Genomic DNA, 17494 nt, shown 5'->3' with positions numbered 1-17494 from the left:
CCTACCGGAAGTCCCGGCGCTCGCGAATCAACGTATAGGCAGTGTGCAATTCGCGAGTGCGCTCGGTGGCCTCACGCACTTGCGCGGGGCTGGCGCCGGTGCCGGCGATCTTGTCCGGGTGATGGCGACTGAGCAGGCGACGATAAGCCCGCTTGATCACAGACGGCTCGGTGGTGGCCGTCACCCCCAGCAAGCGCAACGCGTCCTGATAAGTGGGGCCACGACTGACCAGCGGCTTGCGCTCCGGTGTGTAGTCGGCCGCCAGCGCCTGCAACTGTTGCGGCGTCCACCCCAGCCATTTGCCCCATTGGTCGATCAGGTCACGTTCGGCGTCATCCGCCTTGCCGTCCGCCCAGACCATGCGCCAGCACGCGCGCAATACGCCTTCCGCCGCATGGGGCTGAGCCTTGAGCACGCGCAGGTAACTGCGCACCCGGTCGGAGCCGGACTTGCCGCGATTGAACGCCGCAATCGCGCGGCGCTGGGCCGAGTCGGTCATGTCGAGCGAGCGCATCTCCTGACGCGCCTGCTGGATATGCCCATCCACCACCCGACCATTGCTCTTGGCCAACCGCCCCAGCAACACAAACAACAGCTCGTCATTGCGCAACGCCGGGCGCCCACCCAGGCGCTCGCGCAACTGCGCCCAACTGTGCAGTTGCAGACGACGATCCAGCGCCTGCCCCAACAGTGCCCCCAACATGGCCCCCGGAATACTGGCAATGGCAAAGCCAGCCCCGGCGCCGATCAGCGTCCCTGGCCACAGCATGTTACTGCCCCGCTGTCAGCAGGGTTTCGACCTGCGCTAGGCGCTCCAGCGTGCCGACATCAATCCAGCGTCCCGCCATGTGTTCCCCCGTTACCAGCCCTTTGGCCATGGCGGTCCGCAGCAGCGGCGCCAGCTTGAAGGCACCCGCGCTGCAACCCGCGAACAGCTTGGGGTCGAGCACTGAAATGCCACTGAAGGTCAGGTTATCGGCACCGGGCGCTGCATCATGAAGCAAACCTTGATCAAGGTAGAAATCACCGCCCGAAGGGTGATGGGCCGGGTTATCAACCATCACCAGATGGGCCAGGCCGTTGAGCGGCTGCTTGAGCTGGGTGAAGTCGTAGTCGGTCCAGATATCGCCATTGACCACCAGGAAAGGTTCATCCCCCAGCAACGGCAACGCCTGGAAAATCCCACCGCCGGTTTCCAACGGCTCACCTTCGGGGGAGTAACGGATGCGCAGGCCGAATTGCGCCCCATCCCCCAGGTAGCTTTCGATCTGCTGGCCGAGCCAGGCATGGTTGATCACGATTTCGGTGAAGCCGGCCTTGGCCAGCGCCTCCAAGTGATACTCGATCAGGCGCTTGCCGCCGGCCTGTACCAGCGGCTTGGGCGTATGCAAGGTCAGCGGACGCATCCGCTCGCCCTTGCCGGCCGCCAGGATCATCGCCTTCATACACGGGCCTCGGCGGGTTGGCGCAGGCTGGCGAGCAATTCACCCAACTCGCTCAACTCGGGACGATCTGCCAGCACCGCTTCTATATAAGCAAAGAAGCGCGGCACGTCGGCCAGGTAGCGAGGCTTGCCGTCACGATGGCAAATGCGCGCGAAGATACCGATGACCTTGAGGTGGCGTTGCACACCCATCAGGTCGCTGGCGCGCAGGAAATCATCGAAATCCGCCTGCACCGGAATGCCCAGTTGCCCCGCACGTTCCCAATACCCACGCTGCCAGTCCCGCACGCGGGCCTTGGGCCAGCTGAGGAAGGCGTCCTTGAACAGGCAGGTGATGTCGTAGGTGACTGGCCCGTAGACCGCATCCTGGAAATCCAGCACGCCGGGGTTGGGCTCGCTGATCATCAGGTTGCGCGGCATATAGTCGCGATGCACCAAGACTTTCGGCTGCGCCAGGGCGCTGTCGATCAGGTGATCACTGACACGCTGCCAAAGCGGCTGTTGTTGCGCATCCAGTTCGATACCCAGGTGACGGCGCACGTACCACTCCGGAAACAATTCCAGCTCGCGGCGCAGCAAGGCGACGTCATAGCTGGGCAGCGGTGCGTCCATCGGCAATTGCTGGAAGGCCAACAAGGCGTCGATGGCATCGGCAAACAATGCATCGGCGTTTTTGTCGTCAATCACGTCCAGATAGGTTTTTCTGCCCAGGTCATTGAGCAAAAGAAAGCCACGCGACAAATCTTCTGCATAAATTTTTGGAACATTTATTCCTGACTTTGCCAGCAAATGTGCGATATCGACGAAAGGTTTGCAGTTTTCCTGGGGGGGTGGGGCGTCCATGACCACGAAGGTCCGGCCACCGCCTTCCCAACGGAAGTAGCGCCTGAAACTCGCGTCGCTGCTGGCCGCGGTCAATGTAGCCGGGGGTACGGCACCCCAGTTTTGAGCATTGAAAAGGATGGGTAATTGCTCATCCAGCCAGACTTCCAGCTGTTGTAAACGTAGATCTTGCTCGGGCATTACAAGGGTCTCCGACGGCGCTAGCCGTCAAGCGGGGCATGCTTTATTATCACGCATCTTTTTCAGACCATCGAGAGGCGTGCGGCCCAAACCGCGGGCAGATGGCACGCAGGAAGCCCGGACTAATAAGATGGCATTGAAATCCCCCGCGTTTCGTAGAAAATTTCCGTTGCTGGTAACCGGCAGTCTGCTGGCCTTGCAACCCTTCGCCACCTCATTCGTGGTCGCCGCGGAACAGTATGACTGCTCAGTCTCTGCTTCGGGTGCCTGGGATTGCGCGCCGAAAACCGCCGCAGCCCCGCTACCACCACGCCCGGTGCATGATGGCGCTGCCATCAGCTCCGCCAACAGCACGGCGCAGGCCGATGCTGGCGGCAAAGCCGAGGCCGAGCCCAAGACCGCACTGGTCACCGAATCCAAGGGCCGTGGCCTGCGCTCGCGCAGCGCCGACTACAGCCACCTGGACTGGGTCCCACGCGAGAAGCTGACCGCAGCGCAGCTGGCCGAAACCGGCCCGTACTGCGGCGGTGCGTACATCGAGCCGATTCGTCCTGGCATGAACGACAAGACGAACAAGAGCGATGCGCCCACCTTCATCGGCGCCAAGGCTTCGCGTTACGAGCAGGAACAACAAGTCGCCACCCTGGCCGGTGACGTCGTCATGCGCCAGGGCAGCATGCAGTTGGAATCTGAAGAAGCCAGCCTGTACCAGGCCGAGAACCGTGGCGAGCTGAACGGCAAGGTCCGTCTGCGCGACAACGGTGCACTGATCGTCGGCGACCATGCCGAAGTGCAACTCGATACCGGCGCGGCCCAGATCGACAACGCCGAATACGTGCTGCACAAATCGCGCATCCGCGGTAACGCGCTGTACGCCAAGCGTGCTGAAAACGCGATCATCCGTCTCAAGGACGGTACGTACACCACCTGCGAGCCAGACAGCAACGCCTGGCAGCTCAGGGGCAACAACATCACGTTGAACCCGGCCACCGGTTTCGGTACCGCCACCAACGCGACGTTGCGGATCAAGAACATCCCGATCCTGTACACCCCTTACATCTATTTCCCGATCGACGACCGTCGTCAATCCGGCTTCCTGCCGCCGAGCTTCAGCACCGGCAGCGAAACCGGCTTCACCCTGGTGACGCCGTACTACTTCAACCTGGCGCCCAACTACGACGCCACGTTGTACCCGCAATACATGACCAAGCGCGGCATGATGATGGAAGGCGAATTCCGCTACCTCACCAAGTCCAGCGAAGGCCAGTTCGGCGGCGCGTACCTGAACGACGACAACGACGAGCGCAAGCGCCAGACCGACTACGAAAAAACCCGCTACATGCTCAATTGGCAGCACAAGGGCGGGTTGGATTCGCGCGTCCTGACCCAGGTCGACTACACCACGATCAGCGATCCTTACTACTTCCAGGACCTCAAGTCCTACCAGGAAGGTGTCGAGAGCCGCGACTACGTTAACCAGCAGGGTTCCGTGACTTATCGCGGCGACAGCTTCCAGGCTCGCTTGAACCTGCAGGCTTACCAGTTGGCGACAATTTCCCAGGTCACGCCGTATGACCGTCTGCCGCAGATCACCTTCAACGGTACGCTGCCGTACCATCCGGGTGGCCTGAACTTCAGCTACGAGACCGAAGCCGTGCGCTTTGATCGCGACCTGGAAAACGGCTTCTTCAAAGATCAGGACGGCGTGGCAACCCGTCGCCTGGACACCTACGTCACTGGCCTGACTCGCGCAAACGGTACCCGCCTGAACGTAGCGCCAGCCGTCGAGTACCCGATGAACTGGACCTACGGCTTTGTCACACCGAAGCTCAAGTACGTGTACACCAAGTACGACCTGGACCTGGACAACATCGGCAAGAACCAGATCATTGCTGAACAAGCCGCTGCTACCCCGGCCAACCCGTACGCAGGCGGCACGTTCAAGAGCTCCCAGGACCGTGCGGTTCCGGTGGCAAGCGTCGACAGCGGCCTGTACTTCGACCGAAATACCAACTGGTTCGGTAAGGATTATCGCCAGACCCTTGAACCGCGTGCGTTCTACCTGTACGTGCCGAACAAGGACCAGGCTGATATCCCGGTGTTCGACACCAGCGAGTACTCGTTCAGCTACGCGTCGCTGTTCCGCGACAACCGCTTCAGCGGCTCTGACCGTATCGGCGACGAGAACAAGCTGTCCCTGGGCTTGACCAGCCGCTGGATCGAAGAAAACGGCTTCGAGCGTCAGCGCGTATCCGTGGGCCAGGCGCTGTACTTCAAGGATCGTGAAGTTCAACTGCCGGGCATCCTGGCGGCAGACCGTGCCGACGCACGGTCCGATGTCTCGCCCGTTGCACTGGACTATGAGTTCCGCTTCAACCGCGACTGGCGCGCCACTGCGGATTACAACTGGGACACCGAGGAACACAGTCCCCGTTCCGGCAGCGCAATGCTCCACTACCAGCCGGAAGACAACCCGAACAAGATCATCAACGTCGGTTATCGCTATCGTAACGACCAGGTCGTCTACAACCAGTTGACCGGCAAATGGCAGTTCGGTGGTGACTACGGCCAGCCAGGCGATCCGAACTTCGTGAAGGATTACTACAAAATCCAACAACACGACTTCTCGATGATGTGGCCGATCATTCCCCAGTGGAACCTGATCACCCGCTGGCAGTATGACTACGCCCGCAACCGTACCCTGGAAGCCTTCGGTGGTTTCGAGTACGACAACTGCTGCTGGAAACTGCGCGTCATCAACCGTTACTGGGTTTCCAACGACGAATACAGCCAGATCGCCCCGCTTAACGAAAAGGGTGACCACGGGCTCTTCTTCCAGATCGTCCTCAAAGGACTCGGCGGCCTGACCGGCGCCAAGGTAGAGAGCTTCCTCGACAAAGGCATTGAAGGTTATCGTGAACGTGAAAACCAAGCTTTCTGATTGTCTGCGCCCGCTAGTGCTGGGCGCACTGTTCCTGGGCACCGCATCGGCACACGCTGCGGTTCAAGAACTGGATAAGGTAGTGGCCATCGTCGATAACGACGTGATCATGCAGAGCCAACTGGACCAGCGCGTCAAGGAAGTCCAGCAAACCATCGCCAAACGTGGCGGTGGCGTGCCACCGACCAGCGTCCTGGACCAGCAGGTACTGGAGCGCCTGATCGTCGAGAACCTGCAACTGCAGATCGGTGACCGTTCCGGCATCCGTATTTCAGACGAAGAACTGAACCAGGCCGTGGGCACCATTGCCCAGCGCAACAACATGAGCATTGACCAGTTCCGTGCTGCCCTGGCCCACGACGGTTTGTCCTATGAGGACGCCCGTGACCAGATCCGCCGCGAAATGATCATCAGCCGTGTGCGTCAGCGCCGTGTGGCCGAGCGGGTTCAGGTGTCCGAGCAGGAAGTGAAGAACTTCCTGGCGTCGGACCTGGGCAAGATGCAGCTTTCCGAAGAACTGCACCTGGCCAACATCCTGATCCCGACACCGGACAGCGCCAACTCCGAGCAGCTCAATGCAGCGGCCGCCAAAACCCAGGCTATCTATGATCGCTTGAAGGCCGGTGCCGATTTCGCCCAAATGGCGATCGCCCAGTCTGGCAGCGACAACGCACTGGAAGGCGGCGACATGGGCTGGCGTAAAGCGGCTCAATTGCCTCCTCCGTTCGACCGCGAGCTGAGTGCAATGGAAGTGGGTGGCATCACCCAACCTGCGCGTACACCGGGTGGTTTCATTATCCTGAAGCTCCTGGAAAAACGCGGCGGCGAAACATCGCTCAAGGATGAGGTGCACGTTCGCCACATCCTGGTCAAACCAAGCGAAATCCGCACCGAAGCCCAAACCAAGGAACTGGCCCAGAAGATCTATGACCGCATCCAGAGCGGTGAAGACTTCGCCACCCTGGCCAAGAGCTTCTCGGAAGACCCGGGTTCTGCCCTCAACGGCGGCGATCTGAACTGGATCGATCCGAAAGCCCTGGTGCCGGAGTTCCAGCAGGTGATGGCCGACACCCCGCAAGGCGTGCTGTCCAAGCCGTTCAAGACCCAATATGGCTGGCATGTGCTGGAAGTCCTTGGCCGTCGCGCCACCGACAACACCAACCAAGCCCGCGAGCAACAAGCGCTGAACGTATTGCGTAACCGCAAATACGACGAAGAGCTGCAAACCTGGCTGCGTCAGATCCGCGACGAAGCCTATGTTGAGAACAAGCTGCCAGGCGCCCAGACAGGCACCGACCAGGCAGCGCAGTGAAACCCCAGCGTTTCGCGGTGACACCCGGCGAGCCGGCCGGCATTGGTCCTGACCTGTGCCTGCTGCTCGCCTCGCAACCCCAGCCACACCCCCTGATTGCCATTACCAGCCGCGACCTGCTCCTTGAGCGGGCCGCGCAGCTGGGTGTGGCTGTCACACTGCTGGACACAGCGCCTGGCAACTGGCCCGACCTGCCCGCCCCAGCTGGCAGCCTGTATGTGTGGGACACCCCGCTACAGGCCAAGGTGGTCGCCGGGCAACTGAACAAAGCCAACGCAGCGTTCGTGCTGGAAACCCTGACTCGCGCCGGGCAAGGCTGCATCGATGGCGACTTCGCCGGCATGATCACTGCGCCGGTGCATAAGGGCGTGATCAACGAATCCGGTATCGCCTTTTCCGGCCACACCGAATTCCTCGCCGAGCTGACCCACACCGAACAAGTCGTGATGATGCTGGCCACACGCGGCCTACGGGTCGCCTTGGTGACCACGCACCTGCCGCTGCGCGAAATTGCCGATGCCATTACCGCGGAGCGGGTGGAACGCGTCACGCGCATCCTGCACGCCGACCTGCAACAGAAATTCGGCATCGCCCAACCGCGCATCCTGGTCTGTGGGCTCAACCCCCACGCCGGCGAAGGCGGCCACTTGGGCCATGAAGAAATCGACATCATCGAACCCACCCTGGAGCGTCTGCGCCAAGAAGGCATGGACCTGCGCGGCCCGTTGCCTGCGGACACTCTGTTTACCCCCAAATATCTGGAGCACTGCGATGCAGTGCTGGCGATGTACCATGACCAGGGGCTGCCGGTGCTTAAATACAAAGGCTTCGGCGCCGCAGTCAACGTGACACTGGGCCTGCCGATCATCCGCACCTCCGTCGACCATGGCACTGCCCTGGACCTCGCGGGCAGCGGCAAGATCGATACCGGCAGCCTGCACGTGGCCCTGGGAACCGCCTATCAGATGGCCGAGACCCGTATATGACTGAGCATTACCAACACCGGGCGCGCAAGCGCTTCGGGCAAAACTTCCTGCACGACGCTGGCGTGATCGACCGCATCCTGCGTTCCATCCATGCCAAGCCTGAAGACCGCCTGCTGGAAATCGGCCCGGGCCAGGGCGCGCTGACCCAAGGCCTGCTGGCCAGCGGCGGCCAACTGGACGTGGTGGAGTTGGACAAGGACCTGATCCCGATCCTCAACCAACAGTTCGCCGGCATGCCCAACTTCAACCTGCATCAGGGTGATGCGCTGAAGTTCGACTTCAACACCCTCAACGCTGCGCCTAACAGCCTGCGTGTGGTGGGTAACCTGCCGTACAACATCTCTACGCCGCTGATATTCCACCTGCTGAACAACGCAGGCATCATCCGCGACATGCACTTCATGCTGCAAAAGGAAGTGGTAGAACGCCTGGCTGCTGGCCCTGGTGGTGGTGATTGGGGCCGTCTGTCGATCATGGTTCAGTACCACTGCCGCGTCGAACACCTGTTCAACGTGGGCCCTGGTGCGTTCAACCCGCCGCCGAAGGTCGACTCGGCCATCGTGCGCCTGGTGCCCCACGCCGTGTTGCCACATCCGGCCAAGGACCACAAATTGCTGGAGCGCGTGGTGCGCGAAGCGTTCAACCAACGCCGCAAGACCCTGCGCAACACGCTCAAGGCCCTGCTGAGCAACGCCGAGATCGAAGCCGCCGGCGTCGATGGCAGCTTGCGTCCTGAGCAACTCGACCTGGCCGCCTTCGTGCGCCTGGCCGACCAGTTGGCTATCCAGCCTGCGCCAACCGCAGACTGACAGCGCCAGGCAAGGCCAGACACATGTCTGGCCTAGTGCCCTCCTCTTGGCCTAGACTGACCCGCATCTGCTGTCCTCCGCTTTTAAGGCCTCTTGCATGTCCGATCCTCGCTACCAGATCGACGTCAGCGTCGTCACCCGCTTCCTGGCGGACCAATCCCAACCTGAACACAACCGCTTCGCCTTTGCCTACACCATCACGGTGAAAAACAACGGGCTGGTGCCGGCCAAGCTGCTGTCGCGCCACTGGGTAATCACCGACGGTGACGGTCAGGTCGAAGAAGTGCGCGGCGCCGGTGTGGTGGGTCAGCAACCGTTGATCGACAGTGGCGCCAGCCATACCTACAGCAGCGGTACGGTAATGACCTCCAAAGTCGGCACCATGCAAGGCTCGTATCAAATGAAAGCCACCGATGGCCAACTGTTCGACGCCATCATCAAGCCCTTCCGCCTCGCCGTGCCGGGAGCCCTGCACTGATGGCGACGTACGCGGTCGGCGACCTGCAAGGCTGCCTGGAGCCGCTCAAGTGCCTGCTTGAACGCGTGGCCTTCGACCCGGCCAACGATCGCCTGTGGCTGGTGGGTGATCTGGTCAATCGCGGCCCGCAATCCCTGGAAACGCTGCGCTATTTATATAGCCTGCGCGACTCTTTGGTCTGCGTATTGGGCAACCACGACCTGCACCTGCTGGCAGCCGCCAATAACATCGAGCGCCTGAAAAAGGGCGATACCCTGCGGGAAATCCTCGAGGCTCCGGATCGCGCCGAGCTGCTCGACTGGTTGCGCCGGCAAAAAATCCTGCATTACGACCAAGCCCGCAACATGGCCTTGGTCCATGCGGGCATCCCGCCCCAGTGGACACTGAAGAAAGCCCTCAAGTACGCCGCCGAAGTCGAAAGTGCCCTGGCCGATGACAACCTCTATACCGCCTACCTCGATGGCATGTACGGCAACGAGCCCGTGAAGTGGGACAACGACCTCAGCGGCGTCACGCGCCTGCGGGTCATCACCAACTACTTCACGCGCATGCGCTTCTGTACCGCCGAGGGCAAGCTCGACCTCAAGAGCAAGGAAGGCGCGGACACCGCGCTGCCGGGCTACAAGCCGTGGTTCGCTCACAAAGAGCGCAAGACCCGTGACACCCAGATCATTTTTGGCCATTGGGCGGCCCTTGAGGGCAAGTGCGATGAACCCGGCGTGTTCGCCCTCGACACCGGTTGCGTGTGGGGCGGCGCCATGACCCTGATGAACATCGACACCGGCGAGCGTTATAGCTGCCAGTGCGAATCCCCTCTTCCCGTTACACTGCCGGCTACTGCCAAGCCATAGGAGCCCGCCATGAGCGAATTCAAACGTATCCCTCCCGAACAAGCCCAGGCCCTGCGCGAGCAAGGCGCGGTGGTGGTCGATATCCGTGACCAACCGACCTACGCAGCCGCCCACATCACCGGCGCCCAGCACCTGGACAACGTCAACATCGCCGATTTCATCCGCGCCGCCGACCTGGACGCGCCGGTAATCGTGGCCTGTTACCACGGCAATTCCAGCCAGAGCGCAGCAGCCTATCTGATCAGCCAGGGCTTCTCCGACGTCTATAGCCTGGACGGCGGCTTTGAACTGTGGCGTACGACTTATCCTGCGGAAATTTCTTCAGGCAATTCGCAATAATTTTTTTCACACCCCGCTACCCCGCGTGACGCTTGGGCTCGCGCCGTTTCTGACGAACGGCGCAGCCAAACTAATTGCGCATCGCGCCTTGACCTCTCCGATTCCGAACTATCCTTAAGCGCAGGCCATCCGAATCAGGGGAGAGCCGGTACACCGGCGTGCGGGTCATCGGTAGCGTTTCAGGGTGTTCTGGGGGGAAAACGGCCATTGGCGTCTGCCAATGTCTGCCAGCATCGACTGATTGATCCGGCGTCGGCTCCACGTATCGAGCGAGGTGACGACGTCATGAGTATATTCAGCCACTTCCAACAACGCTTCGCGTCCACACAGCAGGAAGAACTCACGCTGCAAGAGTATCTCGAGCTGTGCAAACAGGACCGCAGCACCTACGCGTCTGCCGCCGAACGCCTGCTGCTGGCAATTGGCGAGCCGGAGCTGATAGACACCTCGAACAATTCGCGCCTGTCGCGAATATTTTCCAACAAGGTGATCCGCCGCTATCCGGCCTTTGAAGACTTCCACGGGATGGAAGAATGCATCGACCAGATCGTCTCCTACTTCCGCCATGCCGCTCAAGGCCTGGAAGAGAAGAAACAGATCCTCTACCTGCTTGGCCCCGTCGGCGGTGGTAAATCGTCCCTGGCCGAAAAGCTCAAACAACTGATCGAGAAGGTGCCCTTCTACGCCATCAAGGGCTCACCGGTCTTCGAATCGCCCCTGGGCCTGTTCAACGCCACGGAAGATGGCGCGATCCTCGAAGAAGACTTCGGTATCCCACGCCGCTACCTCAACACCATCATGTCGCCCTGGGCCACCAAGCGCCTGGCCGAGTTCGGCGGTGACATCAGCCAATTCCGTGTGGTGAAACTCTACCCGTCCATCCTCAACCAGATCGGCGTGGCCAAGACCGAGCCTGGCGACGAGAACAACCAGGACATCTCGGCGCTGGTGGGCAAGGTCGATATCCGCAAACTGGAAGAGTTCCCACAGAACGACGCCGACGCCTACAGCTATTCGGGCGCGCTGTGCCGGGCCAACCAGGGCCTGATGGAGTTCGTGGAGATGTTCAAGGCACCGATCAAGGTGCTGCACCCACTGCTTACCGCGACCCAGGAAGGTAACTACAACAGTACCGAAGGCCTGGGGGCGATTCCGTTCACCGGGATCCTGCTGGCGCACTCCAACGAGTCGGAGTGGCACACCTTCCGCAACAACAAGAACAACGAAGCCTTCATCGACCGGATCTATATCGTCAAGGTGCCGTACTGCCTGCGGGTCAGCGATGAAATCAAGATCTACGACAAGCTGCTGTTCAACAGCTCCCTGGCCAAGGCCCATTGCGCACCCGACACCCTGAAGATGCTCGCCCAGTTCACCGTGTTGTCGCGCCTCAAGGAGCCGGAGAACTCGAACATCTATTCGAAGATGCGCGTGTACGACGGCGAAAACCTCAAGGACACCGACCCCAAGGCCAAGTCGATCCAGGAATATCGCGACACCGCCGGTGTGGATGAGGGCATGAACGGCCTGTCGACGCGCTTCGCGTTCAAGATCCTGTCCAAGGTCTTCAACTTCGACCCTCACGAAATTGCCGCCAACCCGGTGCACCTGCTCTACGTGCTGGAACAGCAGATCGAACAGGAACAATTCCAGGCCGAGACCCGCGAACGCTACCTGCGTTTCCTCAAGGAATACCTGGCACCGCGCTACATCGAGTTCATCGGCAAGGAAATCCAGACGGCGTACTTGGAGTCCTACAGCGAATACGGCCAGAACATTTTCGACCGCTACGTGCTGTACGCCGACTTCTGGATCCAGGACCAGGAATACCGCGACCCGGAAACCGGCGAGATTCTCAACCGCGTGGCCCTCAACGAGGAACTCGAAAAAATCGAGAAACCGGCCGGTATCAGCAATCCGAAGGATTTCCGCAACGAAATCGTCAACTTCGTGCTGCGCGCCCGTGCCAACAACAATGGCAAAAACCCGACCTGGCTCAGCTACGAGAAACTGCGGGTGGTCATCGAGAAGAAAATGTTCTCCAACACCGAGGATCTGCTGCCGGTCATCAGCTTCAACGCCAAGGCCAGCAAGGAGGATCAGCAAAAACACAACGACTTCGTCACACGCATGGTCGAGCGCGGCTACACCGACAAACAGGTACGGCTGCTCTCCGAGTGGTATCTGCGGGTTCGGAAATCGCAATGAAGTAGCTGCAAGCTTCTAGCTACAAGCTGCAAGAGAACAGCGCACGCCGCTCGGACTTGCAGCTTGCAGCTTACGACTTGAAGCTCCCCGGAGGGGCCCCATGAGCTATGTGATCGACCGACGCCTCAATGGCAAGAACAAGAGCACGGTAAACCGCCAGCGTTTCCTGCGGCGTTACCGTGACCACATCAAAAAGGCCGTCGAAGAGGCCGTCAGCCGCCGCTCCATCACGGACATGGAGCATGGCGAACAAATCAGCATTCCGGGGCGGGACATTGACGAACCGGTGCTGCACCACGGCCGGGGCGGCAAACAGACCGTCGTTCATCCAGGCAATAAAGAATTCACCACCGGCGAACATATCCAGCGCCCCCAAGGCGGTGGCGGCGGTAAAGGGCCGGGCAAGGCGGGCAATTCCGGCGAAGGCATGGATGAGTTCGTGTTCCAGATCACCCAGGAAGAATTCCTCGAGTTCATGTTCGAAGACCTGGAACTGCCCAACCTGGTCAAACGCAACCTGACCGGCACCGACACCTTCAAGACGGTGCGCGCAGGGATCAGCAACGAGGGCAACCCGTCCCGTATCAACATCATCCGCACCCTGCGCTCGGCCCATGCCCGGCGTATCGCCCTATCGGGCAGCAGCCGCGCCAAGCTGAAGGAAGCCAAGGAAGAGTTGGCGCGCCTGAAGCGTGAAGAACCGGACAACTTCGGCGATATCCAGCAAATCGAGGCGGAAATCGAGAAACTCAGCGCGCGCATTCACCGCGTGCCGTTTCTCGACACCTTTGACTTGAAGTACAACTTGCTGGTCAAACAACCCAACCCCAGCTCCAAGGCAGTGATGTTCTGCCTGATGGACGTCTCCGGCTCCATGACCCAGGCCACCAAGGACATCGCCAAACGCTTCTTCATCCTGCTGTACCTGTTTCTCAAGCGGAACTACGACAAGATCGACGTGGTGTTCATCCGCCATCACACCAGCGCACGCGAAGTTGACGAAGAAGAGTTCTTCTACTCCCGGGAAACCGGCGGCACCATAGTGTCCAGCGCACTGAAGCTGATGCAGGAGATCATGGCCGAGCGCTATCCGGCCAACGAATGGAATATCTACGCCGCCCAGGCCTCGGACGGCGACAACTGGAACGACGACTCGCCGATCTGCCGCGACATCCTGATCAACCAGATCATGCCGTTCGTGCAGTACTACACTTACGTTGAAATCACCCCCCGTGAGCACCAGGCCCTTTGGTTCGAATACGAGCGCATCGGCGAAGCCTTTGCCGACACGTTCGCCCAGCAGCAACTGGTCTCGGCCGGCGATATCTATCCGGTCTTCCGTGAACTCTTCCAGCGCAGGTTAGTGACATGACCGCCAAAAAAGAGCAAAGACGCCAACCGATCTCCACGGGTTCCGAGTGGACCTTTGAACTGATCCAGGCCTATGACCGGGAAATCAGCCGCATTGCGGCGGGTTACGCCCTGGACACCTACCCCAACCAGATCGAAGTGATCACCGCCGAACAGATGATGGATGCCTACGCTTCGGTAGGCATGCCGCTGGGTTATCACCATTGGTCCTACGGCAAACACTTCCTCAGCACCGAGAAGTCCTACACCCGCGGTCAGATGGGCCTGGCCTACGAGATCGTGATCAACTCCGACCCGTGCATCGCCTACCTGATGGAAGAGAACACCATCTGCATGCAGGCATTGGTGGTGGCGCATGCCTGCTATGGGCATAACAGCTTCTTCAAGGGTAACTACCTGTTCCGCACCTGGACCGACGCCAGTTCGATCATCGATTACCTGGTGTTCGCCAAGCAGTACATCATGCAATGCGAGGAGCGCCACGGCATCGATGCGGTAGAGGATCTGCTCGATTCCTGCCATGCGCTGATGAACTACGGCGTCGACCGCTACAAACGCCCGTATCCGATCTCCGCCGAGGAAGAACGCCTGCGCCAGAAGGAGCGCGAGGAGCACCTGCAGAAACAGATCAACGACCTGTGGCGCACCATTCCGAAAAAAGCCGGAAAGAACAGCGACAAAGACAATGCGCGCTTCCCCGCCGAACCGCAGGAGAACATCCTCTATTTCCTGGAAAAACACGCACCGCTGCTGGAACCCTGGCAGCGGGAAATCGTGCGTATCGTGCGCAAGATCGCCCAATACTTTTATCCACAGCGCCAGACCCAGGTGATGAACGAAGGCTGGGCCACGTTCTGGCACTACACGCTGATGAACGACCTGTACGACGAAGGCCTGGTCACCGACGGCTTCATGATGGAGTTCCTCACCTCCCACACCAGCGTGGTATTCCAGCCCGGCTTCGACAGCCCTTACTACAACGGCATCAACCCCTATGCCCTGGGCTTTGCCATGTACCGCGATATCCGGCGCATGTGTGAACACCCCACCGAGGAAGACCGCCGCTGGTTCCCGGAAATCGCCGGCAGTGATTGGTTGTCCACCATCAAGTTCGCCATGAGCAGCTTCAAGGATGAGAGTTTTATCCTGCAGTACCTGTCACCGCAGGTCATTAGGGACCTGAAACTGTTCAGCATCCTGGATGACGACCTCAAGGATGACTTGGTGGTGCCGGCCATCCACGACGAACCCGGCTACCGCACCATCCGCGAAACCCTGGCGGCCCAGTACAACCTGGGTAACCGCGAGCCCAACGTGCAGATCTACAGCATCGATGTGCGCGGCGACCGCTCGCTGACCTTGCGTCACCAACAGCACGACCGCAAACCCCTGGGCGAATCCACCGAGGAAGTACTCAAGCACCTGCACCGGTTGTGGGGCTTCGATATTCACCTGGAAACCCTGCAGGGCGACCAGGTGATGAAAACCCATCACGTGCCTCCGCGCACCGATCACAACGACAACGACTACGGCCGGCTGGACCTGGCCGTCGTTCATCTCTGAAACAGCAAAGCCTCCATTGGCCAGGCACAGGCGGTATCCTGTGCCCCTAATGGAGGCTTTTTCATGAAAATCTACAAAGTCGGCGGTGCGGTGCGGGATCGCCTCTTGGGTATCCCGGTTACCGATATCGACCGAGTCGTGGTGGGCACGACGGCCGAAGAGATGCTCGCCAAGGGCTACAAGCCGGTGGGTTCTGACTTTCCGGTGTTCCTCGACCCAAAAAACGGTGACGAGTACGCCCTCGCCCGCACTGAACGCAAAAGCGGCCGGGGGTATGGCGGCTTTGTGTTTCACGCCAGCCCCGAGGTGACGCTGGAAGAAGACCTGATCCGCCGTGACCTGACGATCAACGCCATGGCGGAAGACGATGACGGCAACTTGACCGATCCTTATCACGGTCAGCGCGATCTTGAAGCTCGCACGCTTCGCCATGTTTCTCCGGCGTTCGCCGAAGATCCGCTGCGTGTGTTGCGCGTTGCACGCTTCGCCGCACGTTACGCATCACTGGGTTTTACCGTCGCACCAGAAACACTTGAACTGATGCGCCAGCTCAGCGAATCCGGCGAACTCGAGGCGCTGACGCCTGAGCGCAGCTGGAAAGAAATCTCCCGCGCGCTGATGGAAGACCAACCCCACGTGTTCATCCAGGTACTGCGCGACTGCGATGCGCTGAAAACCTTGATGCCAGAAGTGAACGCGCTGTTCGGCGTCCCACAACCCGAGGCCCATCACCCGGAAATCGACACCGGCATTCACACCTTGAGCGTCCTGGAACAGGCGGCCTTGCACCAACAGCCCCTGACCGTACGCTGGGCCTGCTTGCTGCACGACTTGGGCAAAGGCACGACGCCTGTGGATAAGTTGCCGCAGCACATCGCCCATGAACATCGGGGCTTGAAGCTGATCAAGGCAGTCAATGAGCGCTTCAAGGTGCCAAGGGATTGCCAGGAATTGGCGTTATTGGTGGGCCAGTACCACACCCATGGCCATCGCGCGCAGGAGCTGAAAGCCTCGACCTTGCTGGAGTTGCTGCAAAGTTTCGACGTTTACCGTCGGCCACAGCGCTTTGAGGAATTCATCGTCGCTTGCGAGATGGACGCCCGAGGCCGCAAGGGCCTGGAGCAGAGAAGTTATCCACAAGCGGATTATTTACGCGGGGCGGCGAAGGCAGCTCGCGAGGTTGCCGTTGCGCCGCTGCTGGAGAAAGGCTTCAAAGGCCCGGAGCTGGGCGAGGCACTTAAGCGCGAACGGCTCAGGGCCCTGAAAGCCTACAAGGAACAGCACACCCTATAGGAGTGTGCCTGGTGTCAGCTGCTGGCCCTTCCATTCAAACCCGACAGGCGCCAGCACCTGGTCAATTTGTGCATCGCGCCATAGCTCGGCCAGGGTCTTGCCCACCTCCGGGTGCACACGCTCCGGCGCCATCAGAGACAGCGGCCAAAGCACAAAGGCGTTCTTGAGAATTTCCGCACGCGGCAGGATCAAACCATCGAAATTGCCCACCAGATCGCCATACAACAGCACATCGATATCCAGCGGCAAGCCCTTGCGATCCGGCGCATAGCGACCATTGTCGGCCTCGATGAATTTCAACCGGCGGTCCAGCTCCATCAACGGCAGGTCGGTGTGGGCCGACACCACCAGATTGAAGAACGGACCGCTCTTGATGCCCACCGGCTGGCTTTCGAACACCGCCGAACAGCGCAGATCGGTCAAGAAACTCGCCAGCGCATCCAGGCCAGCGCGCAGATGAGACTCGCGCTCGATATTGCTGCCTAGGCCGAGGTAAACCTGAGTTAGCGACATCCGCGCTCGATCTCCACGCCCACACCCTTGGCAGCCGGCACGGCGCCTGGCTTGGTCAGCTTGAGGTGCAACCAGGGAATCTGGAATTCACTCATCAATACTTCGGCCAGGCGTTCGGCAAAGGTTTCCACCAGCTGGTACTGGGATTGCTCGGCAAAGGCCTGGATACGCGCGGACACACTGGCGTAATCCAGCGCCAACGTCAGGTCATCACCGGCCGCGGCCGGGCGGTTATCCCAGGCGAAGCTCAGGTCCAGGCGCAGGCATTGGCGGATTCCGCGCTCCCAGTCGTAGGCCCCGATGACGGTGTCGACTTCCAGGCCTTCGATAAACACTCTGTCCAAGCACTCTTCTCCGCAGCAC

At 60.3% G+C, this 17494-nt stretch carries 16 protein-coding genes; 11 read left to right on the top strand and 5 right to left on the bottom strand.

Features of this window, described 5'->3' with window-relative positions; all coding sequences use genetic code 11:
- Window position 1 precedes the first annotated feature (1 nt).
- Genes H096_RS10750 through H096_RS10740 form a run of 3 tightly spaced genes read right to left on the bottom strand, consistent with a single transcriptional unit; the run spans window position 2 to window position 2467 of the window.
- Window positions 2–769 carry a TerB family tellurite resistance protein gene (locus H096_RS10750; RefSeq protein ID WP_033898122.1) on the bottom strand — a complete coding sequence of 256 codons (768 nt, stop codon included), beginning with the start codon at window positions 767–769 and terminating at the stop codon, window positions 2–4.
- Window position 770: 1 nt separating this feature from the next.
- Window positions 771–1445 (bottom strand): N-acetylmuramate alpha-1-phosphate uridylyltransferase MurU, encoded by a 675-nt coding sequence (murU, locus tag H096_RS10745; RefSeq protein WP_033898121.1) that lies wholly within the window; start codon window positions 1443–1445, stop codon window positions 771–773.
- A complete protein-coding gene (locus tag H096_RS10740; protein ID WP_033898120.1) occupies window positions 1442–2467 on the bottom strand; it encodes a phosphotransferase in 1026 nt (341 codons plus the stop codon). The genes murU and H096_RS10740 overlap by 4 nt, the downstream gene beginning before the upstream one ends.
- Window positions 2468–2597: 130 nt before the next feature.
- Here H096_RS10740 and H096_RS10735 point away from each other — a divergent pair, with 130 nt between their 5' ends.
- The 11 genes from H096_RS10735 (at window position 2598) to H096_RS10685 (ending at window position 16618) form a co-directional block, all read left to right on the top strand.
- A complete protein-coding gene (locus H096_RS10735) occupies window positions 2598–5408 on the top strand; it encodes an LPS-assembly protein LptD (RefSeq protein WP_033898119.1) in 2811 nt (936 codons plus the stop codon).
- On the top strand, window positions 5383–6720 hold the full coding sequence (locus H096_RS10730; protein WP_016977878.1) for a peptidylprolyl isomerase: 1338 nt from the start codon (window positions 5383–5385) through the stop codon (window positions 6718–6720). The genes H096_RS10735 and H096_RS10730 overlap by 26 nt, the downstream gene beginning before the upstream one ends.
- Window positions 6717–7706: a 4-hydroxythreonine-4-phosphate dehydrogenase PdxA gene (pdxA, locus tag H096_RS10725; RefSeq protein ID WP_033898117.1), complete on the top strand. Its 990-nt coding sequence runs from the start codon at window positions 6717–6719 to the stop codon at window positions 7704–7706. The genes H096_RS10730 and pdxA overlap by 4 nt, the downstream gene beginning before the upstream one ends.
- Window positions 7703–8515: a 16S rRNA (adenine(1518)-N(6)/adenine(1519)-N(6))-dimethyltransferase RsmA gene (gene rsmA / locus H096_RS10720; protein ID WP_033898116.1), complete on the top strand. Its 813-nt coding sequence runs from the start codon at window positions 7703–7705 to the stop codon at window positions 8513–8515. The genes pdxA and rsmA overlap by 4 nt, the downstream gene beginning before the upstream one ends.
- A 97-nt stretch (window positions 8516–8612) precedes the next feature.
- Window positions 8613–8993, top strand: coding sequence for a Co2+/Mg2+ efflux protein ApaG (gene apaG / locus H096_RS10715; protein WP_003194726.1), 381 nt, complete (start codon window positions 8613–8615; stop codon window positions 8991–8993).
- Window positions 8993–9844 (top strand): symmetrical bis(5'-nucleosyl)-tetraphosphatase, encoded by an 852-nt coding sequence (locus tag H096_RS10710; RefSeq protein ID WP_033898115.1) that lies wholly within the window; start codon window positions 8993–8995, stop codon window positions 9842–9844. The genes apaG and H096_RS10710 overlap by 1 nt, the downstream gene beginning before the upstream one ends.
- A gap of 9 nt (window positions 9845–9853) precedes the next feature.
- Window positions 9854–10183, top strand: coding sequence for a thiosulfate sulfurtransferase GlpE (gene glpE, locus H096_RS10705; RefSeq protein WP_033898114.1), 330 nt, complete (start codon window positions 9854–9856; stop codon window positions 10181–10183).
- Window positions 10184–10468: 285 nt separating this feature from the next.
- A complete protein-coding gene (locus H096_RS10700; RefSeq protein WP_016977873.1) occupies window positions 10469–12391 on the top strand; it encodes a PrkA family serine protein kinase in 1923 nt (640 codons plus the stop codon).
- A 100-nt stretch (window positions 12392–12491) separates the two neighbouring features.
- On the top strand, window positions 12492–13763 hold the full coding sequence (locus H096_RS10695) for a YeaH/YhbH family protein (protein ID WP_017138057.1): 1272 nt from the start codon (window positions 12492–12494) through the stop codon (window positions 13761–13763).
- Window positions 13760–15325, top strand: coding sequence for a SpoVR family protein (locus H096_RS10690; RefSeq protein ID WP_033898111.1), 1566 nt, complete (start codon window positions 13760–13762; stop codon window positions 15323–15325). Before H096_RS10695 ends, H096_RS10690 begins: the two co-directional genes overlap by 4 nt.
- A 63-nt stretch (window positions 15326–15388) precedes the next feature.
- Window positions 15389–16618 (top strand): multifunctional CCA addition/repair protein, encoded by a 1230-nt coding sequence (locus H096_RS10685; protein WP_033898110.1) that lies wholly within the window; start codon window positions 15389–15391, stop codon window positions 16616–16618.
- On the opposite strand, the gene folK is transcribed toward H096_RS10685, so the two are convergent.
- Together folK and folB are read right to left on the bottom strand one after the other, a co-directional pair.
- Window positions 16613–17131: a 2-amino-4-hydroxy-6-hydroxymethyldihydropteridine diphosphokinase gene (gene folK / locus H096_RS10680; protein ID WP_033898109.1), complete on the bottom strand. Its 519-nt coding sequence runs from the start codon at window positions 17129–17131 to the stop codon at window positions 16613–16615. The two genes, H096_RS10685 and folK, sit on opposite strands and share 6 nt — an antisense overlap.
- Window positions 17122–17475, bottom strand: a complete 354-nt coding sequence (gene folB / locus H096_RS10675) for a dihydroneopterin aldolase (RefSeq protein ID WP_015886183.1) — start codon at window positions 17473–17475, stop codon at window positions 17122–17124. Before folB ends, folK begins: the two co-directional genes overlap by 10 nt.
- Between the last annotated feature and the right edge of the window lie 19 nt (window positions 17476–17494).

The sequence above is a fragment of the Pseudomonas sp. FH1 genome, assembly GCF_000510895.2.
In the GTDB taxonomy this organism is placed as follows: Bacteria; Pseudomonadota; Gammaproteobacteria; order Pseudomonadales; family Pseudomonadaceae; genus Aquipseudomonas; species Aquipseudomonas azotoformans_A.
This window is presented reverse-complemented; position numbering and strand designations above follow the sequence as displayed.

Excerpts from the sequence above, each read along its gene's own strand:
- H096_RS10750 (WP_033898122.1), bottom strand. The coding sequence starts at position 769 with ATGCTGTGGCCAGGGACGCTGATCGGCGCCGGGGCTGGCTTTGCCATT.
- murU (WP_033898121.1), bottom strand. The coding sequence starts at position 1,445 with ATGAAGGCGATGATCCTGGCGGCCGGCAAGGGCGAGCGGATGCGTCCG.
- H096_RS10740 (WP_033898120.1), bottom strand. The coding sequence starts at position 2,467 with ATGCCCGAGCAAGATCTACGTTTACAACAGCTGGAAGTCTGGCTGGAT.
- H096_RS10735 (WP_033898119.1), top strand. The coding sequence starts at position 2,598 with ATGGCATTGAAATCCCCCGCGTTTCGTAGAAAATTTCCGTTGCTGGTA.
- rsmA (WP_033898116.1), top strand. The coding sequence starts at position 7,703 with ATGACTGAGCATTACCAACACCGGGCGCGCAAGCGCTTCGGGCAAAAC.
- apaG (WP_003194726.1), top strand. The coding sequence starts at position 8,613 with ATGTCCGATCCTCGCTACCAGATCGACGTCAGCGTCGTCACCCGCTTC.
- H096_RS10710 (WP_033898115.1), top strand. The coding sequence starts at position 8,993 with ATGGCGACGTACGCGGTCGGCGACCTGCAAGGCTGCCTGGAGCCGCTC.
- glpE (WP_033898114.1), top strand. The coding sequence starts at position 9,854 with ATGAGCGAATTCAAACGTATCCCTCCCGAACAAGCCCAGGCCCTGCGC.
- H096_RS10700 (WP_016977873.1), top strand. The coding sequence starts at position 10,469 with ATGAGTATATTCAGCCACTTCCAACAACGCTTCGCGTCCACACAGCAG.
- H096_RS10695 (WP_017138057.1), top strand. The coding sequence starts at position 12,492 with ATGAGCTATGTGATCGACCGACGCCTCAATGGCAAGAACAAGAGCACG.
- H096_RS10690 (WP_033898111.1), top strand. The coding sequence starts at position 13,760 with ATGACCGCCAAAAAAGAGCAAAGACGCCAACCGATCTCCACGGGTTCC.
- H096_RS10685 (WP_033898110.1), top strand. The coding sequence starts at position 15,389 with ATGAAAATCTACAAAGTCGGCGGTGCGGTGCGGGATCGCCTCTTGGGT.
- folK (WP_033898109.1), bottom strand. The coding sequence starts at position 17,131 with ATGTCGCTAACTCAGGTTTACCTCGGCCTAGGCAGCAATATCGAGCGC.